Annotated in this window: 13 protein-coding genes; 7 read left to right on the plus strand and 6 right to left on the minus strand. The window is 37.4% G+C overall.

What is annotated here, in order from left to right; translation table 11 throughout:
* Positions 1-34: 34 nt before the first annotated feature.
* Positions 35-520 carry a hypothetical protein gene (locus tag R2Q66_RS18340; RefSeq protein ID WP_316751720.1) on the plus strand — a complete coding sequence of 162 codons (486 nt, stop codon included), beginning with the start codon at positions 35-37 and terminating at the stop codon, positions 518-520.
* A 102-nt stretch (positions 521-622) separates the two neighbouring features.
* Here the strand turns inward: R2Q66_RS18340 and R2Q66_RS18345 are convergent, their stop codons facing one another.
* Complete coding sequence (locus tag R2Q66_RS18345) at positions 623-1,096, minus strand: DinB family protein (RefSeq protein ID WP_316751721.1); 474 nt, start codon at positions 1,094-1,096, stop codon at positions 623-625.
* 236 nt (positions 1,097-1,332) lie between these two features.
* A complete protein-coding gene (locus tag R2Q66_RS18350; RefSeq protein ID WP_316751723.1) occupies positions 1,333-1,530 on the minus strand; it encodes a hypothetical protein in 198 nt (65 codons plus the stop codon).
* Positions 1,531-2,024: 494 nt separating this feature from the next.
* Between R2Q66_RS18350 and R2Q66_RS18355 the strand changes: the two genes are divergently transcribed.
* Genes R2Q66_RS18355 through R2Q66_RS18370 form a run of 4 tightly spaced genes read left to right on the plus strand, consistent with a single transcriptional unit; the run spans position 2,025 to position 9,081 of the window.
* Positions 2,025-5,312, plus strand: coding sequence for a SusC/RagA family TonB-linked outer membrane protein (locus R2Q66_RS18355; protein WP_316751726.1), 3,288 nt, complete (start codon positions 2,025-2,027; stop codon positions 5,310-5,312).
* A gap of 11 nt (positions 5,313-5,323) precedes the next feature.
* Entirely contained in the window at positions 5,324-6,748 is a 1,425-nt protein-coding gene (locus R2Q66_RS18360; protein WP_316751728.1) for a RagB/SusD family nutrient uptake outer membrane protein, read from the plus strand.
* Positions 6,749-6,756: 8 nt separating this feature from the next.
* Complete coding sequence (locus R2Q66_RS18365; RefSeq protein WP_316751730.1) at positions 6,757-7,539, plus strand: DUF4843 domain-containing protein; 783 nt, start codon at positions 6,757-6,759, stop codon at positions 7,537-7,539.
* Positions 7,540-7,557: 18 nt separating this feature from the next.
* Positions 7,558-9,081 (plus strand): PKD-like family lipoprotein, encoded by a 1,524-nt coding sequence (locus R2Q66_RS18370; protein ID WP_316751732.1) that lies wholly within the window; start codon positions 7,558-7,560, stop codon positions 9,079-9,081.
* 878 nt (positions 9,082-9,959) lie between these two features.
* Here R2Q66_RS18370 and R2Q66_RS18375 read toward each other — a convergent pair.
* The 3 genes from R2Q66_RS18375 to R2Q66_RS18385 all read right to left on the minus strand — a co-directional run bounded on the left by R2Q66_RS18375 (position 9,960) and on the right by R2Q66_RS18385 (position 12,379).
* On the minus strand, positions 9,960-11,162 hold the full coding sequence (locus R2Q66_RS18375; protein ID WP_316751734.1) for a BamA/TamA family outer membrane protein: 1,203 nt from the start codon (positions 11,160-11,162) through the stop codon (positions 9,960-9,962).
* A 111-nt stretch (positions 11,163-11,273) separates the two neighbouring features.
* Positions 11,274-11,909, minus strand: a complete 636-nt coding sequence (locus R2Q66_RS18380; protein ID WP_316751736.1) for an MgtC/SapB family protein — start codon at positions 11,907-11,909, stop codon at positions 11,274-11,276.
* 155 nt (positions 11,910-12,064) lie between these two features.
* A complete protein-coding gene (locus R2Q66_RS18385) occupies positions 12,065-12,379 on the minus strand; it encodes an HPF/RaiA family ribosome-associated protein (protein WP_316751738.1) in 315 nt (104 codons plus the stop codon).
* 413 nt (positions 12,380-12,792) lie between these two features.
* On the opposite strand from R2Q66_RS18385, the gene R2Q66_RS18390 reads away from it, so the two are divergent.
* Together R2Q66_RS18390 and R2Q66_RS18395 are read left to right on the plus strand one after the other, a co-directional pair.
* The gene (locus R2Q66_RS18390; RefSeq protein WP_316751740.1) at positions 12,793-13,704 is read left to right on the plus strand and encodes a hypothetical protein; all 912 of its coding nucleotides are present in this window, start codon (positions 12,793-12,795) and stop codon (positions 13,702-13,704) included.
* 19 nt (positions 13,705-13,723) lie between these two features.
* Positions 13,724-14,029 (plus strand): hypothetical protein, encoded by a 306-nt coding sequence (locus R2Q66_RS18395; protein ID WP_316751743.1) that lies wholly within the window; start codon positions 13,724-13,726, stop codon positions 14,027-14,029.
* Positions 14,030-14,094: 65 nt separating this feature from the next.
* On the opposite strand, the gene R2Q66_RS18400 is transcribed toward R2Q66_RS18395, so the two are convergent.
* On the minus strand, positions 14,095-15,531 hold the full coding sequence (locus R2Q66_RS18400; RefSeq protein WP_316751746.1) for a PLP-dependent aminotransferase family protein: 1,437 nt from the start codon (positions 15,529-15,531) through the stop codon (positions 14,095-14,097).
* Between the last annotated feature and the right edge of the window lie 133 nt (positions 15,532-15,664).

Raw genomic sequence — 15,664 nt, forward strand, 5'->3', positions numbered from 1 at the left:
AACCTATCAATTTAAATAAACCTACAAACTAAAGATGCAAACTAGTGAATTAACAAACAAGATGTTAGCCTATCAGCACATTATAGATTTTAATACCGATCAGGCAGTTGATTGGGCAGTTGAAATGTTGTTGCTCGGTTACGAAACGCCCTCCTTGCTAATCCTGGCAGGGATATCAAAGCCAACAAACTTCTTTGAATCAGAAAAAATTCTTCTTGCTTCGTTCAACGAGCTAGGTATTGTATTACCAGAAAAACTCGATGCAATAGCTGGGTATTGCAGAACTTTTATTGAAAAAATAGCTATATCCATCAATATCAAGGGTAATCTAAATGATTTATATTCAGCGGGTTTAACTTTTGACTATGAAGAGCTGATCTTCGACTTTTACCTGTTTTATTGGGCATGGGGTGACTTAGATTATGGTGAAACATACCAGGATTACGTTCCAGAAGCTACAAAAGACAATATTGAAGAGTTGGTTAGTAAAAAGGCAATCGATTGGTTGAAAAACAATTGAAATTATTACAGCTAAGCTGTATCGGCATTAGCAATGTGTGTTTTTTGCACATTGCTTTTTTTCTCCAGTTCTTTTTCCTTAAAGATTATGAGAAACGGTACTTCATTCTTTGACTAGCAGCTTCAAATACGTAAAAATCTTCCCACTATGTTCTGCTTCGTGATAGTTAGCGGCTTGTAATGCCTGAACATGATTTTTCACTTGAATTCCGATGGGTAATTCAAAGGGAGTATAGTTGACAAATAAACTGGATTCAAGATCTGATTCAAGGTGGTTAACTGTATCAATCAATAAATGTTTCAGCTCATTAACGTCTGGAGTAATTTTCCAGGAACCTGGAGACGATCCAATTTTGAAGGACTCCATGAATTCTTTAGATATATAAATTGGTAATCCGCTACGCATATACATATGCCTCTGTTGAGAAGTGATACAATGACCAATTTGCCAAATTATATTATTGTTAAAACCCTCTGGAATTTTAAATAATATTTCGTAATTGATTGTTTCCATCAATTGCAATAGCCTGATCCTGCTAGCTCTTAAAATTTCACATTCGAAACGTTCATGAATCATTTAAGTTCGTTTAAGTCCTTAGCAACGAAAGAAGATTAAGGTTTTCTAAAGTAACCTTTTTACATTAAAGCTCAAAATTGATATCTCATCTTTTAGGATTCTACGCTGTATAGTAATTTCCGGACAAGACACATGTAGATAGGGGTGTTGCCACTGGTGAAGTTCTTTTGCTTTTCCTAATAGAAGAGGCAGGAGTAGCTTTTTGAATAGTCATTATTCGGTGAGTCGGAGGATCTTCAATAAATGAAGCAATGAAAATAATATCCATTATCCCCTCCAGCTTGTTTTTCACCATCAGTTAATAAACGGGGGCGAAATACCTGTACCTTATGTTTTTTTAGGACAGCTTTAACAGCTTCACGTTCTTTTTTCCATGCAATTTGTAACTCTGGAAAGGCATAACGATAATCTTGATCTAGATGTTCGGAAGACATTAATTCTACTCTTTTTGAGCCTAGCACATTCAAGCAAAAGACGGACTTCTTATCGGTTTAGCTGAACAGTTGGGTGAAAAATAATAGCGTCGAGATGGCCTTTGTGTGCCTAGACTTTTTAATTTTTTTATTTCCTTTAGGGGTTAAGTCTTTTTGTTTAGACATATCTATATCAAACCTTCAATGACAGATTCTGAATTTGGAGCTACTAAACACAACCAACCTAACTTAACCAACCTAACCGAAAACTATTTATGAAAACAAACTGACCCTTCCTTAAAGAATAGTTTAAATAGAGCCCGGAGTGGTGGAACACTCCAGGCTTTTGTTTAATGTTATTCATCATCCCCGATATAATCGGGCATTGTGCAAACAATTATTAATGAAAACAGTGGAATACCGATGGTTATCCACCCTTAAACCAATTCTAATGTATGAATTTTTACCTTAAACTATGCAGGCCATCTGCCGGTATGGTTAAAACGTTGCTGGTAATGAAATTAATTGTTTTATTACTAACGGCTAGTTTTTTGGAAGTTAGTGCAAGTACTTACGGTCATAACGTTACATTAAAGAGAAAGAGAGCCACTTTGGTGAGCGTTTTTATAGAAATTCGGAAGCAAACTGGTTATGATTTTATTTATAGCGATCGAATAATGGAAACCGCAGGACTTGTTGATTTAGACCTCAATAATGTTCCAGTTAGAGAAGCGCTAAAAATAGCCTTTGCAAACCAACCATTTCAATATCAGATTGAAAATAAAATGATTGTGGTAACACCTATATCGGTTGCCAACCAACAGCGCATTGTTTCAGGTGCTGTAACCGACGAAAAGGGTGAGGGGCTACCCGGAGTAACCGTAAGGAGTAAGAAAACCAATGCAGTAGTCAGTACTGATAAAAATGGGAGGTACTCTATTAAAGTAAATGATGATGCAGATGTACTTAATTTTTCTTTCATGGGATATAAACCCAAAGAAATTATTTTAAGTGCCAATTCGTTGGTGGTAAATGTAAAGCTTACGCCAGATGTTACTGCAATGAATGAAGTTGTAATATCAACAGGTATCTTTAAAAAGGTAGATAAAAGTTTTACCGGTGCCTCAACAACCGTTTCCGCTAAAGAATTGGAGCAATTTGGTAATCGTAACCTCATTACCTCTCTTCGTAATGTGGATCCTTCATTCAATATCATTGAGAGCAATTCCTTTGGTACCGATCCGAACCGTATACCTGAAATCCAAATCAGAGGGAATTCAAGTTTGCCCAATGTAGATGATCTGCAAAATGAGTCTCGTGTGGCTTTAAACACTCCATTAATCATCCTCGACGGTTTTCAAACCACGCTGCAGAAATTATTGGACATGAATTCGAATGAGGTAGAATCGCTTACGATTTTAAAGGATGCCTCGGCGACTGCTATTTATGGCTCCAGAGGCGCAAATGGGGTAGTTGTGATTACCACCAGAGCTCCAAAAGAAGGGAAACTTCGTGTTTCTTATCGTGGTGATGTAAACATCGAGATGCCTGATTTAAGTGCTTATAACCTTTTGCATGCAAAAGAAAAGCTAGCGCTGGAAAATACAATGGGGCTGTATAATGGCGAAAGACCTGATTATGATATTCCCCTTAAACGTTATTACAGCTTTCTTTTAACTGATGTAAATAGTGGGGTGGATACCTACTGGCTATCTAAGCCGCTAAATACGGGGGTGGGTCAACGCCATAACCTGCGTTTAGAAGGAGGTGATAAAGCCTTCCGCTATTCGGCATCCATGCAAATGAATGATGTTCAAGGCGTAATGAAAGGATCTAAGCGCAAAACCTATAATGGAACCATTAACCTCGCTTATACTTATAATAAAGTGAAGTTTAGTAATAACTTAATGTTATCAGAAGGTAGTTCAGCCAATTCGCCTTATGGAAACTTTAGCGATTATGTTAAATTAAATCCTTATTGGAAGGCCTATGATGAAAATGGAGATGTAATTAAAATTTTAGGTGATCCTGGAAATGCTGATTACACAGGTCGTTGGTCTACATTACCAACTAATCCGCTCTATAACGCGACTCTAAACACTTTCGATAAGTCTAGTACTTCAGAACTTACCAATAACACCTCTGTTGAATGGCAAATTAATAAAGATTTAGTGATGAGGGGACGAATTGGGATTACCAAAACGGAGCTTAAAAGCGATAAATTCAGACCAGCAGAGCATACGGCTTTTGCAAATTATAGCGATGCTGATGTTTTTAGAAAGGGAGACTACAACTATGGTGTAGGCAGTAATTTGTCTTATGATGGGGCCCTGAACTTAAGCTATTTTAAAACGATAAATGGTAAACACACCATCTTCGGTGGTTTGGATTATAATATCCGCCAAAATCAATCTTCGAATTATGGTTTTCTTGCAGAAGGTTTTACTAATCCAAATTTTGATTTAATCTCCATGGCACAACAGTATGCCAAAGATGGTAGGCCTACCGGATCGGAAAGTTTAGTAAGAGCGATCGGGGTTACCAGTAACGTAAATTATACTTATGATAACCGCTATTTCGTAGATGGTTCATTCCGTTTAGATGGTTCATCCCAATTTGGCGCCAATAAACGTTTTGCACCATTTTGGTCAATAGGAGCAGGTTGGAATATTCATAATGAGGCGTTTTTTAAAGGTTTGAATGCCATTAACCGCCTAAAGCTCCGTGGATCTGTAGGCCCTACAGGCTCTCAGAACTTTAGTCCCTATCAGGCACTTTCTTCTTACCGCTATTATACTGATGATCGTTACGTCAACTCGAATGGCGCTTATTTAATAGGCTTGGGTAACAAGGATTTGAAGTGGCAGCAGACCATGAAATATGATTTGGGTATAGATGCTGAATTTCTCGATTCGCGCCTGAAATTAACGGCAGATTACTATATCCAAAAAACAAACGATCTGGTTTCTTCCGTAAACCTACCCGCTTCAAATGGATTTACAAGCTATATCGAAAATATTGGTAAGATGAATAATAAGGGATTTGAACTGAGAGCTACAGGATTCATTGTGCGCAATTCGGCAGTTACCTGGAGTGTCACTACGGCCTTAATGCACAATAAAAACAAGATCATTCAAATTTCACAAGCACTAAAAGACGCTCAAAAAGCAATCGAAAACTCTACAGGACCTACGCCAAGTACGCTGTTTAAAGAAGGATATTCGTCTAATACCATATGGGTGGTTCCATCTTTGGGTATTGATCCAAGTACAGGTAAAGAACTTTATGTAGCTAAAGACGGGCAGCATACTTATACCTGGGATCCAGCTAACCTCGCGGCAGTAGGGTCAACAGACCCGAAAATCCAGGGTAATTTAAGTTCAATGGTTCGTTATAAAGACCTGTCGCTAAACATGTCCTTTGGATTTCGTTTCGGTGGACAGCTTTACAACCAGACACTTATCAATAAAGTGGAGAACGCAGACTACACGTATAATGTAGATGCCAGGGTGTACAACGACCGTTGGAGAGTTCCTGGAGATATCGTGGAGTTTAAAGGTCTAATGGTTACACAAGCAACCAACAAGACGTCCAGATTTGTTAAGGATGAAAACACGATTAATTGTCAGAATATCAATCTACAGTACAATAACGGTTACTTAAGCAAGAAATTAGGTGTTGAAGCGCTATCGATTTCTTTAAGTGTAGCTGATGCATTCTACTTCTCGACAGTAAAACAAGAGCGCGGAATACAATATCCATTCTCCAGACAATTTTCATTGAGCATAAATACCACATTTTAATAATTAAGGATATGAAAAATCTAAAATATATCATTGTTATGCTCCTATTAGTGGCATTAACAAATACATCCTGCAAAGATTATTTAAACGTTAACCCTAAAACTGAAATGACCCAAGAGGTGCTTTTTTCAACAGAAGGAGGGTTTAAAGATGCGTTAAACGGGATATACATCCAAATGAAAGGAGCTAATTTGTACGGAAGAGCGATGACGATGACGACCATAGAGTATCCCATTTCCAATTGGGATGGGGATGCCACAATCAGTACAAGTGTTGCCTATAAATTAGCCCGCTTTAATTATACGGATGCAGGTGTTGAAAGTTCATTGTCTGCAATATACAGTGCCGAATATAAGGTTATTGCAGGCATAAATTCCATTCTTGATCATGTGGATGAAAATAAATATGTTTTTAAAACTCCGGGTGTATACGAGACGATTAAAGCGGAATGCTTGGCACTGCGTGCCTATTGCCATCTGGATATCCTTCGCTTGTTTGGCCCTATTCCAACGGATATTAATACTGGAAACAAGCTAGCTTATGTAACTCACTTGTCTAAAACGCCGAATCCACTTTTATCATTTTCCGCTTTTCAGGAAGCCTTATTAAAAGACCTGACTGATGCAGAAGGATTGGTGAAAGATATTGATCCCATTGTTAAAAACGTTATTCCCACAGATGCTTACTTTGCGTACCGTAATTTGAAAATGAACTACTATGCCGTAAAGGCATTGCAGGCACGTGCTTATTTGTGGTTCAAGAATCAAGGAAAAGCTTATGAATGTGCCAAAATTGTTATTGATGCTAAAGATGCAAAGGGTAATCCAACATTCCGTTTAGGGCTGGCCGGCGACATGGCTGCTAAGGATTACGTATTGACTTGTGAACATATTTTTGGCCTGGATGACTTTGCTTTGTATACTAAATACAGTTCACTATATGCCAATGGTGTACTGAGAAAGGGCAGCGACAATTCGGTTATTAATTCACAGCTTTATGGCAATACAGGAACAGATATTCGTGAGGTAAACCTTTGGGAATTAATTAACCTGCCTCAAAGTATAGCACAAGGCTATGTCTTAAAGAAATATAAAGTTGATGAATCAAGTAAAAACTTTAAGCAAATTCCTTTATTGAGGATTAGTGAAATGTATATGATCGCGATTGAATCAACACAAGCTGGAGATGCCCAGGCACTATGGACGGCTTTCTGTACCACACGTAATATACAACAAACTACTTTGCCTTCAGATCATTCTCTGCTTCAAAATGTACTTCTTAATGAGTATCGCAAGGAGTTTTACGCAGAAGGCCAGGCATTTTTTGCCTATAAACGGTTAAATGCACCAAAGGCCAATATATTGTTCGTTCCAGGTGATGCGACCGTTAATTATTTAATTCCAATGCCTAAAACAGAAGGTGCTACCCTTAATTAATGCTTGAAATGATGAAAACAAAATATTTTTTAGTTGCGCTGGTTTTGATGACCATGGCTTCTTGTAAAGAAGAACCTTTCTTGTTTAATGATTTGGCAACCTTACAGTTTGGCCCGCCTGTATCGGCCATCTATCAGCCGGGTGCTGCTGCGGCTGGTGCGCTTAGTACCTATACTTTTTTTTACAAAAGTGAAGATGTTCTCCAGGATACCGTGTTTTTTGATATTTATGCTATAGGAGGGACATCTTCAAAAGATCGTCGTTTTAAACTAGAACAAGTACAGGTGGATGGGGTAAGCAATGCGGTTCCAGGCGTACATTTTATTTCATTCGATGATCCCGGTGTGAGCAAAAGTCTTGTCATAAAAGCCGGTCAGGTTCATAGCCGGGTTCCTGTGATTATGTTACGAGATGTCTCTCTAAAAACAGCTGATGCAGTACTTAGGGTTAATGTGGTTGAAAATGAGAATTTTAAAAAAGGAGAGGCGAACTACCTGTGGCGAAGACTTGATTTTACCGATCGCATTAATAAGCCTGCAGCCTGGGGGGGGATTTATCAAAATACCTATTATGGTAAGTATAGTACGGTAAAGCACAAGTTTATGATAGACAAAACTGGAGAGATTTGGGACCAGGAGTTTATGAGTGTGCTTCAAGATCCACTTTTGCCCGATCCTTCCCGCATTATGTATTATATGTCGGTGATTAAGGCAGCTTTGATAAATTATAATATTGCCCACCCGGGCAATCCGCTAAGAGATGAGGTTGGTGATTTGGTCGTATTTCCATAATTCTTAAGATTAAATATAATGAAAAGAATATATACAATTTTAAGCCTGGTAGTAGCGCTTTTTATTTTCGGCTGTTCAAAAGATAAGGGTAATTACAACTATGCACCCCAAGAAGCTATTACGATCAATGGTATAGAAAGTTCCTATACAAAAATTGCTGCAGTAGATAGGATTACCATTGATCCTGAGGTGCTTTCTACGGATAAAGATGCTGATTTTGAGTGTTTTTGGGGTATTTATGATAGCTTTGTTTCAGGCGCTATTGTAATCGATACCATCGCTAAAACGAAGGCTATTGATTATCAAATTAAACAAAGCCCTAAAACGTGGGTATTAGTTTTCGGTGCAAAAAACAAAAAAACTGGTGTTTCTAAATATGTGATCTCCTCTTTGAAAATTGGAACCCAATTTTCTCGTGGCTGGTATGTTTTAAAAGACGACGGCAGTTCCACAGATCTTGATTTATTCAAGTCATCCGTTGGTATTATCCCTGATGATAAAGTGGAAAATGTCTATAGTGTCATCAATAGTAAAAAACTCAATGGTAAAGCATCACTTTTAGATTTTCAATACAACTACAGAACAAACCCTACAGGAACATATGCTAATTATCGTTCTTTATTTTTAATGAGTGATAAGGATTTAAGCGTAGTGGATATTAGTTCTCTGAAAGAATTAAATAGTTTTAACAACCTATTTTATGAAGCACCGACCGTTAAAGTGCCAAGCACTGTTACCTGGGGCGCTCTTGGTGGTCTCTATATTGTAAATGATGGACAGCTTTATTCACTTAATACCAATTTATCAACCAATACTGGGCATTTTGGCGGGAGAAGGATAAAGGATGGTGTGAATACTCCATATAGGTTATCTAAATATTTCATGATGGGTAATGGGCAAAACCCGATTTTTTTCGATGAAATGAGTAGTTCCTTTGTTTCTTGCGCAACTACTGCTACGGTGCTAAACCTGCTTACAGATGGAGTCAATACTAAAATTAATGTAAATAATAATAACAAGACTTTATTGTTTATGGGTGCAAAAACGGCTTCTCCTTATACTGGTTATGCTATTTTACGTGATAAAACTAATCCGTCGGTAAAATTATTGGCTTCACTTACTCCTGCATTTCCAAAGCTCACAATAGGAGCTGATACGATAAAAGCTACTGAAAAACTATATAATGCTACTAATTATACTTTGATACTTGATGATGAGAACATTCTATATTTTACATTAGGGAATCAGGTTTGGTCCAGAAATCTATCAAATCAAAATGAGCAGTTGCAATTTACTGTGCCTGCTGGGGAGGAAATTACCTTTATTCGCCATCGGAAATATTCTTCAACACCAGACGCTGCTTTCAAATATAATTATGTAATGATAGGCACTAAGGTGGGCGCTAATTATAAGGTGCGCATGTTTACAAAAACATCAGGTAACCTTTCTAATAATCCTGATTTTACACTTGAAGGAAAGGGGGCCGTTGGTGATGTGATGTATATATCACCTGTGAATTCTACCTACCTCAATAATTTTTAAAATTGGTGAGGGGATTGGTCTTTTTAATTCGACAAATATTTTAAAGGAAAAGGCGCAAGAATTTCTTGCGCCTTTTCCTTTTGAAATGAGAGGCCAGGATGAAAACCAATTTTTCCAGTTCTGAATTGAGCGTATGGATGTGATGTATGTCTTTAGCTGTGTGTATCGAGATTATCTCAAACCAGTATACAGCTGGGTCACCGTTTCTACCGTTACCATCCAACGTCGATATCAAAGCCTTAAATTCGGCAGATTTTTCATATCCCTTTTGTTCAAATTTAGGCATTGAAGTACAGTCAATTTCAAATGAAAGAGTGTCGTTGAACACATTTCTATTAAAAACATTAAGTACCTGCCGTAGGTGTAATGTGTATTCACTCAGAATTAGAGATGGGTTGGGCCTCATGTTAATCAAAGTCATTATTTGTTACTTTTGAAGTACAAACATGTAGTATGGTTTAGCAACTTAAAAATGAGATCTTAAAGAAGTATGGTTACTGAAATGATTAGAATAAATAAATGAATTGCTATTAACCATACATACGTCCTTCTATTGAACAATACTTTGCAGACCTTGCAGACTATAAAAAGAACCAATACGGCTACGGAATGAATAATTACGAAAACAAGACCTTTTGCGAAAACGCGGGACCACATGTGTTCTCGAATTATTCTATCATAATCTTCTTTAGTTCCCAAAAACATGTTGAGTACAAAGAGTAGGATAAAAGAGCTTACAATAAATAGCTTTAGAAATGAGTCGCGTGCGATGTTTGCTTTGTACGATATCTTGATGTTTTTTTACTGAAACCATTTTCTGTTGAACAACTAAAAAAAAGTTGGAGCAGAGCGCCAGGATAGCGCACAGTGATTACCAGTTAAAATGCCTCTCCAAGGTTAAACGAGAAGCTTTTGTAGCCCTTACTCATCCCATAGTCAATGCCAATATTGGTATTGGATCCTTTATTAAATTTCAGGCGGAGTCCGGTTCCTGCAGCTGGTTTCCAGGAAGAAAATAAGCCTTGAGATTCTCCGCTAACACTATTGACGTTGGCAAACACCACAAATCCAACAAGACCATTGCTGGTAATGTCACGCCTGTATTCACTTTCCAGATAAAACAGGCTTTTTCCTCTATAGCGGTTCTGGTCTATTCCTCTTGCCGAACGGTTGTAGGGATCCCAGCCTGTACTTGGTAAATCAAGGTATGGGGTTTTGGAATCTAATGCAGTCCATAAATAAGACCATAATGCAAGGGAATTTTGCTGATTGGGTTTGTCCTTGTTCATGGATATATATTTCCTGACATCCAGGTATAAAGATCTCCAGGTATTGTTGCTGCCCAAATAGGTAGGATTGATCCGGTACACCAGGTTTGCGTACATACCAGGCAACGGGTTTATGGCATTGCTGCGCGTATCATAGACCATGTTTAAACTCAGTCCTGAGGAAACTGAATTGCTGCCTGTACCATATTTATAACCGGTATAATTGGCCAGGTTTATCTCTCCATTTTCAGGCTTGATGTTAAAACGATAATCCAGATTGTAACCAAGTCCGAAGTAAAAGTTGGGGCGGATCTGTTTCAATGCATTCTGGTAAAAGCGGATGTATTTGTAGTCTAGCAGCACTTTTTCTTGTTCAGCTCGTTTGGTACCCAGGCCCCAGGTATATTGAGGATAAACCAAAAAACGGGTATCTCCCTGTATCAGCCAGGTATTATCCGGAAGCCAGATATTATTGCGTATGGGAAGACCAAAGCGGCTGCCAAAGTTCCAGTAAGGCGTAAAAGTTGCGGTGGATAGATTGGTGGTAGTCTTTGAGCCAAGATACATAGCGGCAGTAGTGCTGGTGATCAAAGCTCTCCCGGATCCCCCGGGCACTGTTGCGCCAACAGGCAATATTGAAAAGTAAATATGCTTTCCCTTTTTTTCCTTTATTTTTCCGGGCTTAATGTGAAAAAGAGATTTGGCCACATCAATCAAGTCTGTTTGTTTTGCAGTATCCAGGACATGGTTGTTTTGAGGAAGTACATTTCCAGCATTTTGCGCATGGAGTCCAAAGGGGAATAGCAGTAGCATCAAGCAAATCTTGATATCAGGTTTTAAAGTGGACATAAGAAATAAATATTATTCAGGGATTTCGGATCGTTGTACTTAAGCCCCTTATCAAGATCGGTAGACAAAGATAGCTTAAGAAAAACTTATAATTTCTGGTATTGTGGCAAGAGTTTCATTCATTTCTACCAAATACTTTTTTTTACCGGAAACTTTGAATACTGCCATGAGATGATCATTTTCCTTTGATACTTCCACACGTTCCAAAGAAAGGTTTTTGCTGCTTAAGATCTTTTCAAGATGGTCAATTTGATTGAAGTCCGGACTCCGGAACGTTACGTTTAACATGAGTTCCTTTTGAAGCTGAGCAATCATTCGTTCCACTTTGGTGACCATCAAGAGTACAGCTAGTGTGATGATCGTAAGACATAAGGCTAGTGCATGGTAACCGATACCGGCTGTCATTCCGATAGCTGCTGAAGTCCAGATGACTGCAGCTGTCGTAATTCCCCTTACAGAAATTTTGTCCTTGAATATTACACCAGCTCCAATAAAGCCTATTCCTGTGATGATATTTGCCGAAATTCGGTCATCTGCTCCAGCTCCGTGACTGGAAACTATGGTGAAAATTGTAGAGCCAAGGGAAATGAGAATTATGGTACGAAAACCTGCAGACTTATTTTTATACTCTCGCTCAAAACCTATTGCACCACCGCATATAATGGAAACCATCATAGCCACCATATCCTCTAATTCTACTGTAAAATCCATAAATAAACTTCAATAATTGCTATTCTCTAACTGTAATCGGGATGATTTGTTTTAAAATAGATAGAATTTATATGGAAACCATGCTGTCGGGTAAAACTACACCTTTGACCAGCTGGGATTACAATCCCAGCTGGTCGCGATTTCAGTACGTTTACCTAGTGTGTTTTAAGTTTGCCGGCTATTGTTTCTAGCTTGCTTTTTAACTTGGTAATGGCGCCATGAAGGGCTAAATCATAACTGTTTCCTAAGCTGGAGACAGCAACAGGTTCTCTACCTGAAATTCTTGCCTCCAATAAACAACGTTTGTCATCTAAGCCTTCCTTACTTCCATTTTCGTCAGATAAATGTACCTCCAGGCGGGTGATTAAATCATCGAATAGCCCCAAGCCTTCATTGATTTGATTTTTAATTTTTTCTTCGTATTCCTGATGTATTGTTAAGTTTTTGTCGGTGTTCAGTTGAATAGTCATAGTCTCTTAGTTATAATATTTATACCAACTAAACAACAAAAACAGCTGATGGTTTTAATAATAAAACACTAATTTACCTTCCTCTAAAATGCTTGCATAAAGCCAGCAGATTTTTATATCAATTTCGCAATTATAAAGATCATAAAAGAATTGTAAAAAGGCGTTTCACATCATCCAGGTAACAAAAGTAATAACAATAATAATGAAAGACAGACATATATCTTATGCAGATGGGAACAGCGTTTTTCATAATCTCTCTTTCATTAAAATGGATTAACAAATCTTATTAGGGCTAAACTAAATTTAATCATTTTGCTTCTGGAAAATATTACATTTGTGCTGCTAACTCATACTCAAATCCATTTTAAATTCCTATGAAATGCATAATCATACTAATAATCTGCTTAAATTCCTTGATTACATTTGGACAAAAAGCAACGGGAGCTTATATTAAAGACTTAAAAACAGGATGTAAGGTATGGGATGAAAATTATTCATTGCAAGACAGTGTTACATGGGAAGGCACTTGTAAAGGTAACTTTGCGAACGGCTCAGGAACCCTAATCTGGTATAATAAGGGTAAAGAATCTGCACGCTATACAGGAATAATGCTAAAAGGGAAACCACATGGCAAAGGCGTATATACTTATTTAGGTAATGGAGAAATAGAAGGGAATTTTATTGAAGGTGTATTACAAGGCGGAGGGAGTAGAACTTTTGCAACGGGGCTTAAATTAGAAGGGAGTTATATTGATGACGAGTTTTTAAATGTCGATGATGCATTTTTAAAACTACTTAAAAAGCATACTACTACATTTTTAGACAGCACGGATATCTATGTAAACGACGGAAATTCCAAATCGCTTTTTTACTATACTATTGTACCAACTGTGAATGTAAAAGGTGCTTTGGTTTTACTTCCGTCTTCTGGTGAAAATGCAGAAAGTGTAATTAGCTGTAACAAAAAATTAATACAGTATGCTTCGGAAAAGGGTGTTTTAACAATAGTATTATCAATTAATAATGACAGAGGATTAGATGATGATCAGTTAGCCCTTGATTTTCTTAATGCTACTTTTAATCAGGTTGCTGAACAATATCTTATTCCAAAGAATAAATTCGTCATTGGTGGGTTCTCAGGGGGTGGGATGCTTGCTTTAAGATATACAGAAATGTCAAAAGCTAATGGTAACAAAACTTCAATAGTTCCTGTAGCAGTTTTTGGCGTTGATCCGCCTGTTGATTTAGCAGACCTTTATAACAGATCGAAACGAGATATTACGATGAATGGTGATAAAGTTGGCTTAACCCGATCAACATCCTGAAAGATATATTCAATGTTCGATGTATTCCAGATCACAGAAAGACGGAGGCAATGCAAAGTATTTAAAGCATCTGCCTGTAAGGGTGTATTGTGATCCTGACGTTTTATGGGCGCTTAAAGAAAGAAACCGTGATTATTATGATATGAATGCTGCAAATCTATCAGCAATGATTAATTTTTTAAATCTGAATGGAAATAAAGAAGCTGAATTTATATCGGCCATTGGGAAAGGATATCGACTAGATGGAACTAGACATCCTCATTCATGGTCTCTAGTTGAACCAATGGACTGTTTAAATTGGATACTTAATATTTTAAATAAATAGCTAACAAGTATCTTTGAACTTGTTTTTGGGATTGCAAATTATCTATAAATCTTATTTGGTGAGTCCTATAAACCTGATTCAATCATTTTTTGTGATAAACGCCCTAGCGTTTTAATGGCATTTTCAATTTTTATATTCCATAATGGGCAACAGTTAATTCTAACATAATTGTGAAAAAATGTCAAAGTAGAAAAAATATGTCCTGGGCAAATCCCAATTCCTTCTGTAATGGCTTTTCTTTGGAGTTGTAATGCATCAACTTCCTTAGGAAGTTCTATCCACAAGCTTAGTCCTCCATTTGGTGTAGATATCTTTGTATTCTTAGGGAAATATTGATTAATAGCTACTGTATATCTAACGACCTGCCCTTTAAAGGAAATGCGCATTTTTTTTAAATGATTTTCGTATTGACCACTTTCTAAAAACCGCCCTATTGCATCCTGTAGGAGACCTGTGGTTGAGATATTAGATCCGAATTTTAGTTTTAAAAGCTTTGCATGGTATTTACCTGCGGATACCCATCCAATTCTGAAACCAGGAGCAAGAGATTTTGAAAAAGAGGAGCAATAAAGAACATTGTTGGTACTGTCAAATGCCTTTGCTGGAAGTGGCCTGTTAATGCTAAAGTACAATTCCCCCAGAGAGTCATCTTCAATTAAAGGAATATTCTTTTCAGAAAGCAACTTGACAAGTTTAATTTTGTTCTCCTCAGGCATCATTGCACCTGATGGGTGATGACAAGCAGGCATGAAGATGCATGCGGTAACCTTATTGTTGTTTAGGGCAAGCTCTAATTCTTTTAAAACAAGTCCGGTATTGGGGTCTGTTGCGATTTCAAGTGCTTTAAGTCCTCTTACTTCAAGACTTTGCAAGATTCCATGGTAAGTGGGGGATTCTATAGCTATAGTGTCCCCTGGTTTTGTCAAGGCATCGAGACAAAGATTTATGGCTTCTAAACAGCCATTGGTGATCAATATATTGTCTTGAGGTATACTTTGATTCCATTCAAAAGTACGCCTTGCAATTTGTTTGAGTAGTCTGGGATGACCTTCCACTAGTGGATACTGGAAACTTTCACCTGTGTACTCTTTCATAGATGCTTGAACCGCTTTGTTTAGTTTTGTGATGGGAAGAAATTCATTTACCGGAGCCAGGATAGAAAAGTTGATTATTCCATGTTCCCTTGCGTTTTTCATCATTGCAGTTGCCATAGCACTGACTTCGATAGTTGATGGTAGTGGAACATAGTTTTTATGATCAGGTCTGCTTAAAGTTTTTACAGCAAATGAATTGATATAGTAACCGCTTTTTGGCCTTGAAATTATTAATCCTTTTGCTTCCAAAATAGCATAAGCCTGAAATACTGTATTGACACTAACCGAAAGTTCCGCACTGACTCTTCTTACTGAAGGAAGTCGATCTCCAGTCTTTAACCCCAAAACTGAAATGCTTTTTTCAATCTTTGATGCTACTTCTTCGTAACGAAATGTTTTGTCTATCATGGATTCCAAAGGTACGAAATGATAATTTCATTCATAACTGTTTGGTTTGTTGTAGTCGTTTTATAAATTAATGTATGTGTTTAAGGTGTTGTATCTTATGTGTTTGTGATTACTTTTTTAGAACTGATGCTAT

This window comes from Pedobacter gandavensis (assembly GCF_032677645.1).
In the GTDB taxonomy this organism is placed as follows: domain Bacteria; phylum Bacteroidota; class Bacteroidia; order Sphingobacteriales; family Sphingobacteriaceae; genus Pedobacter; species Pedobacter gandavensis_A.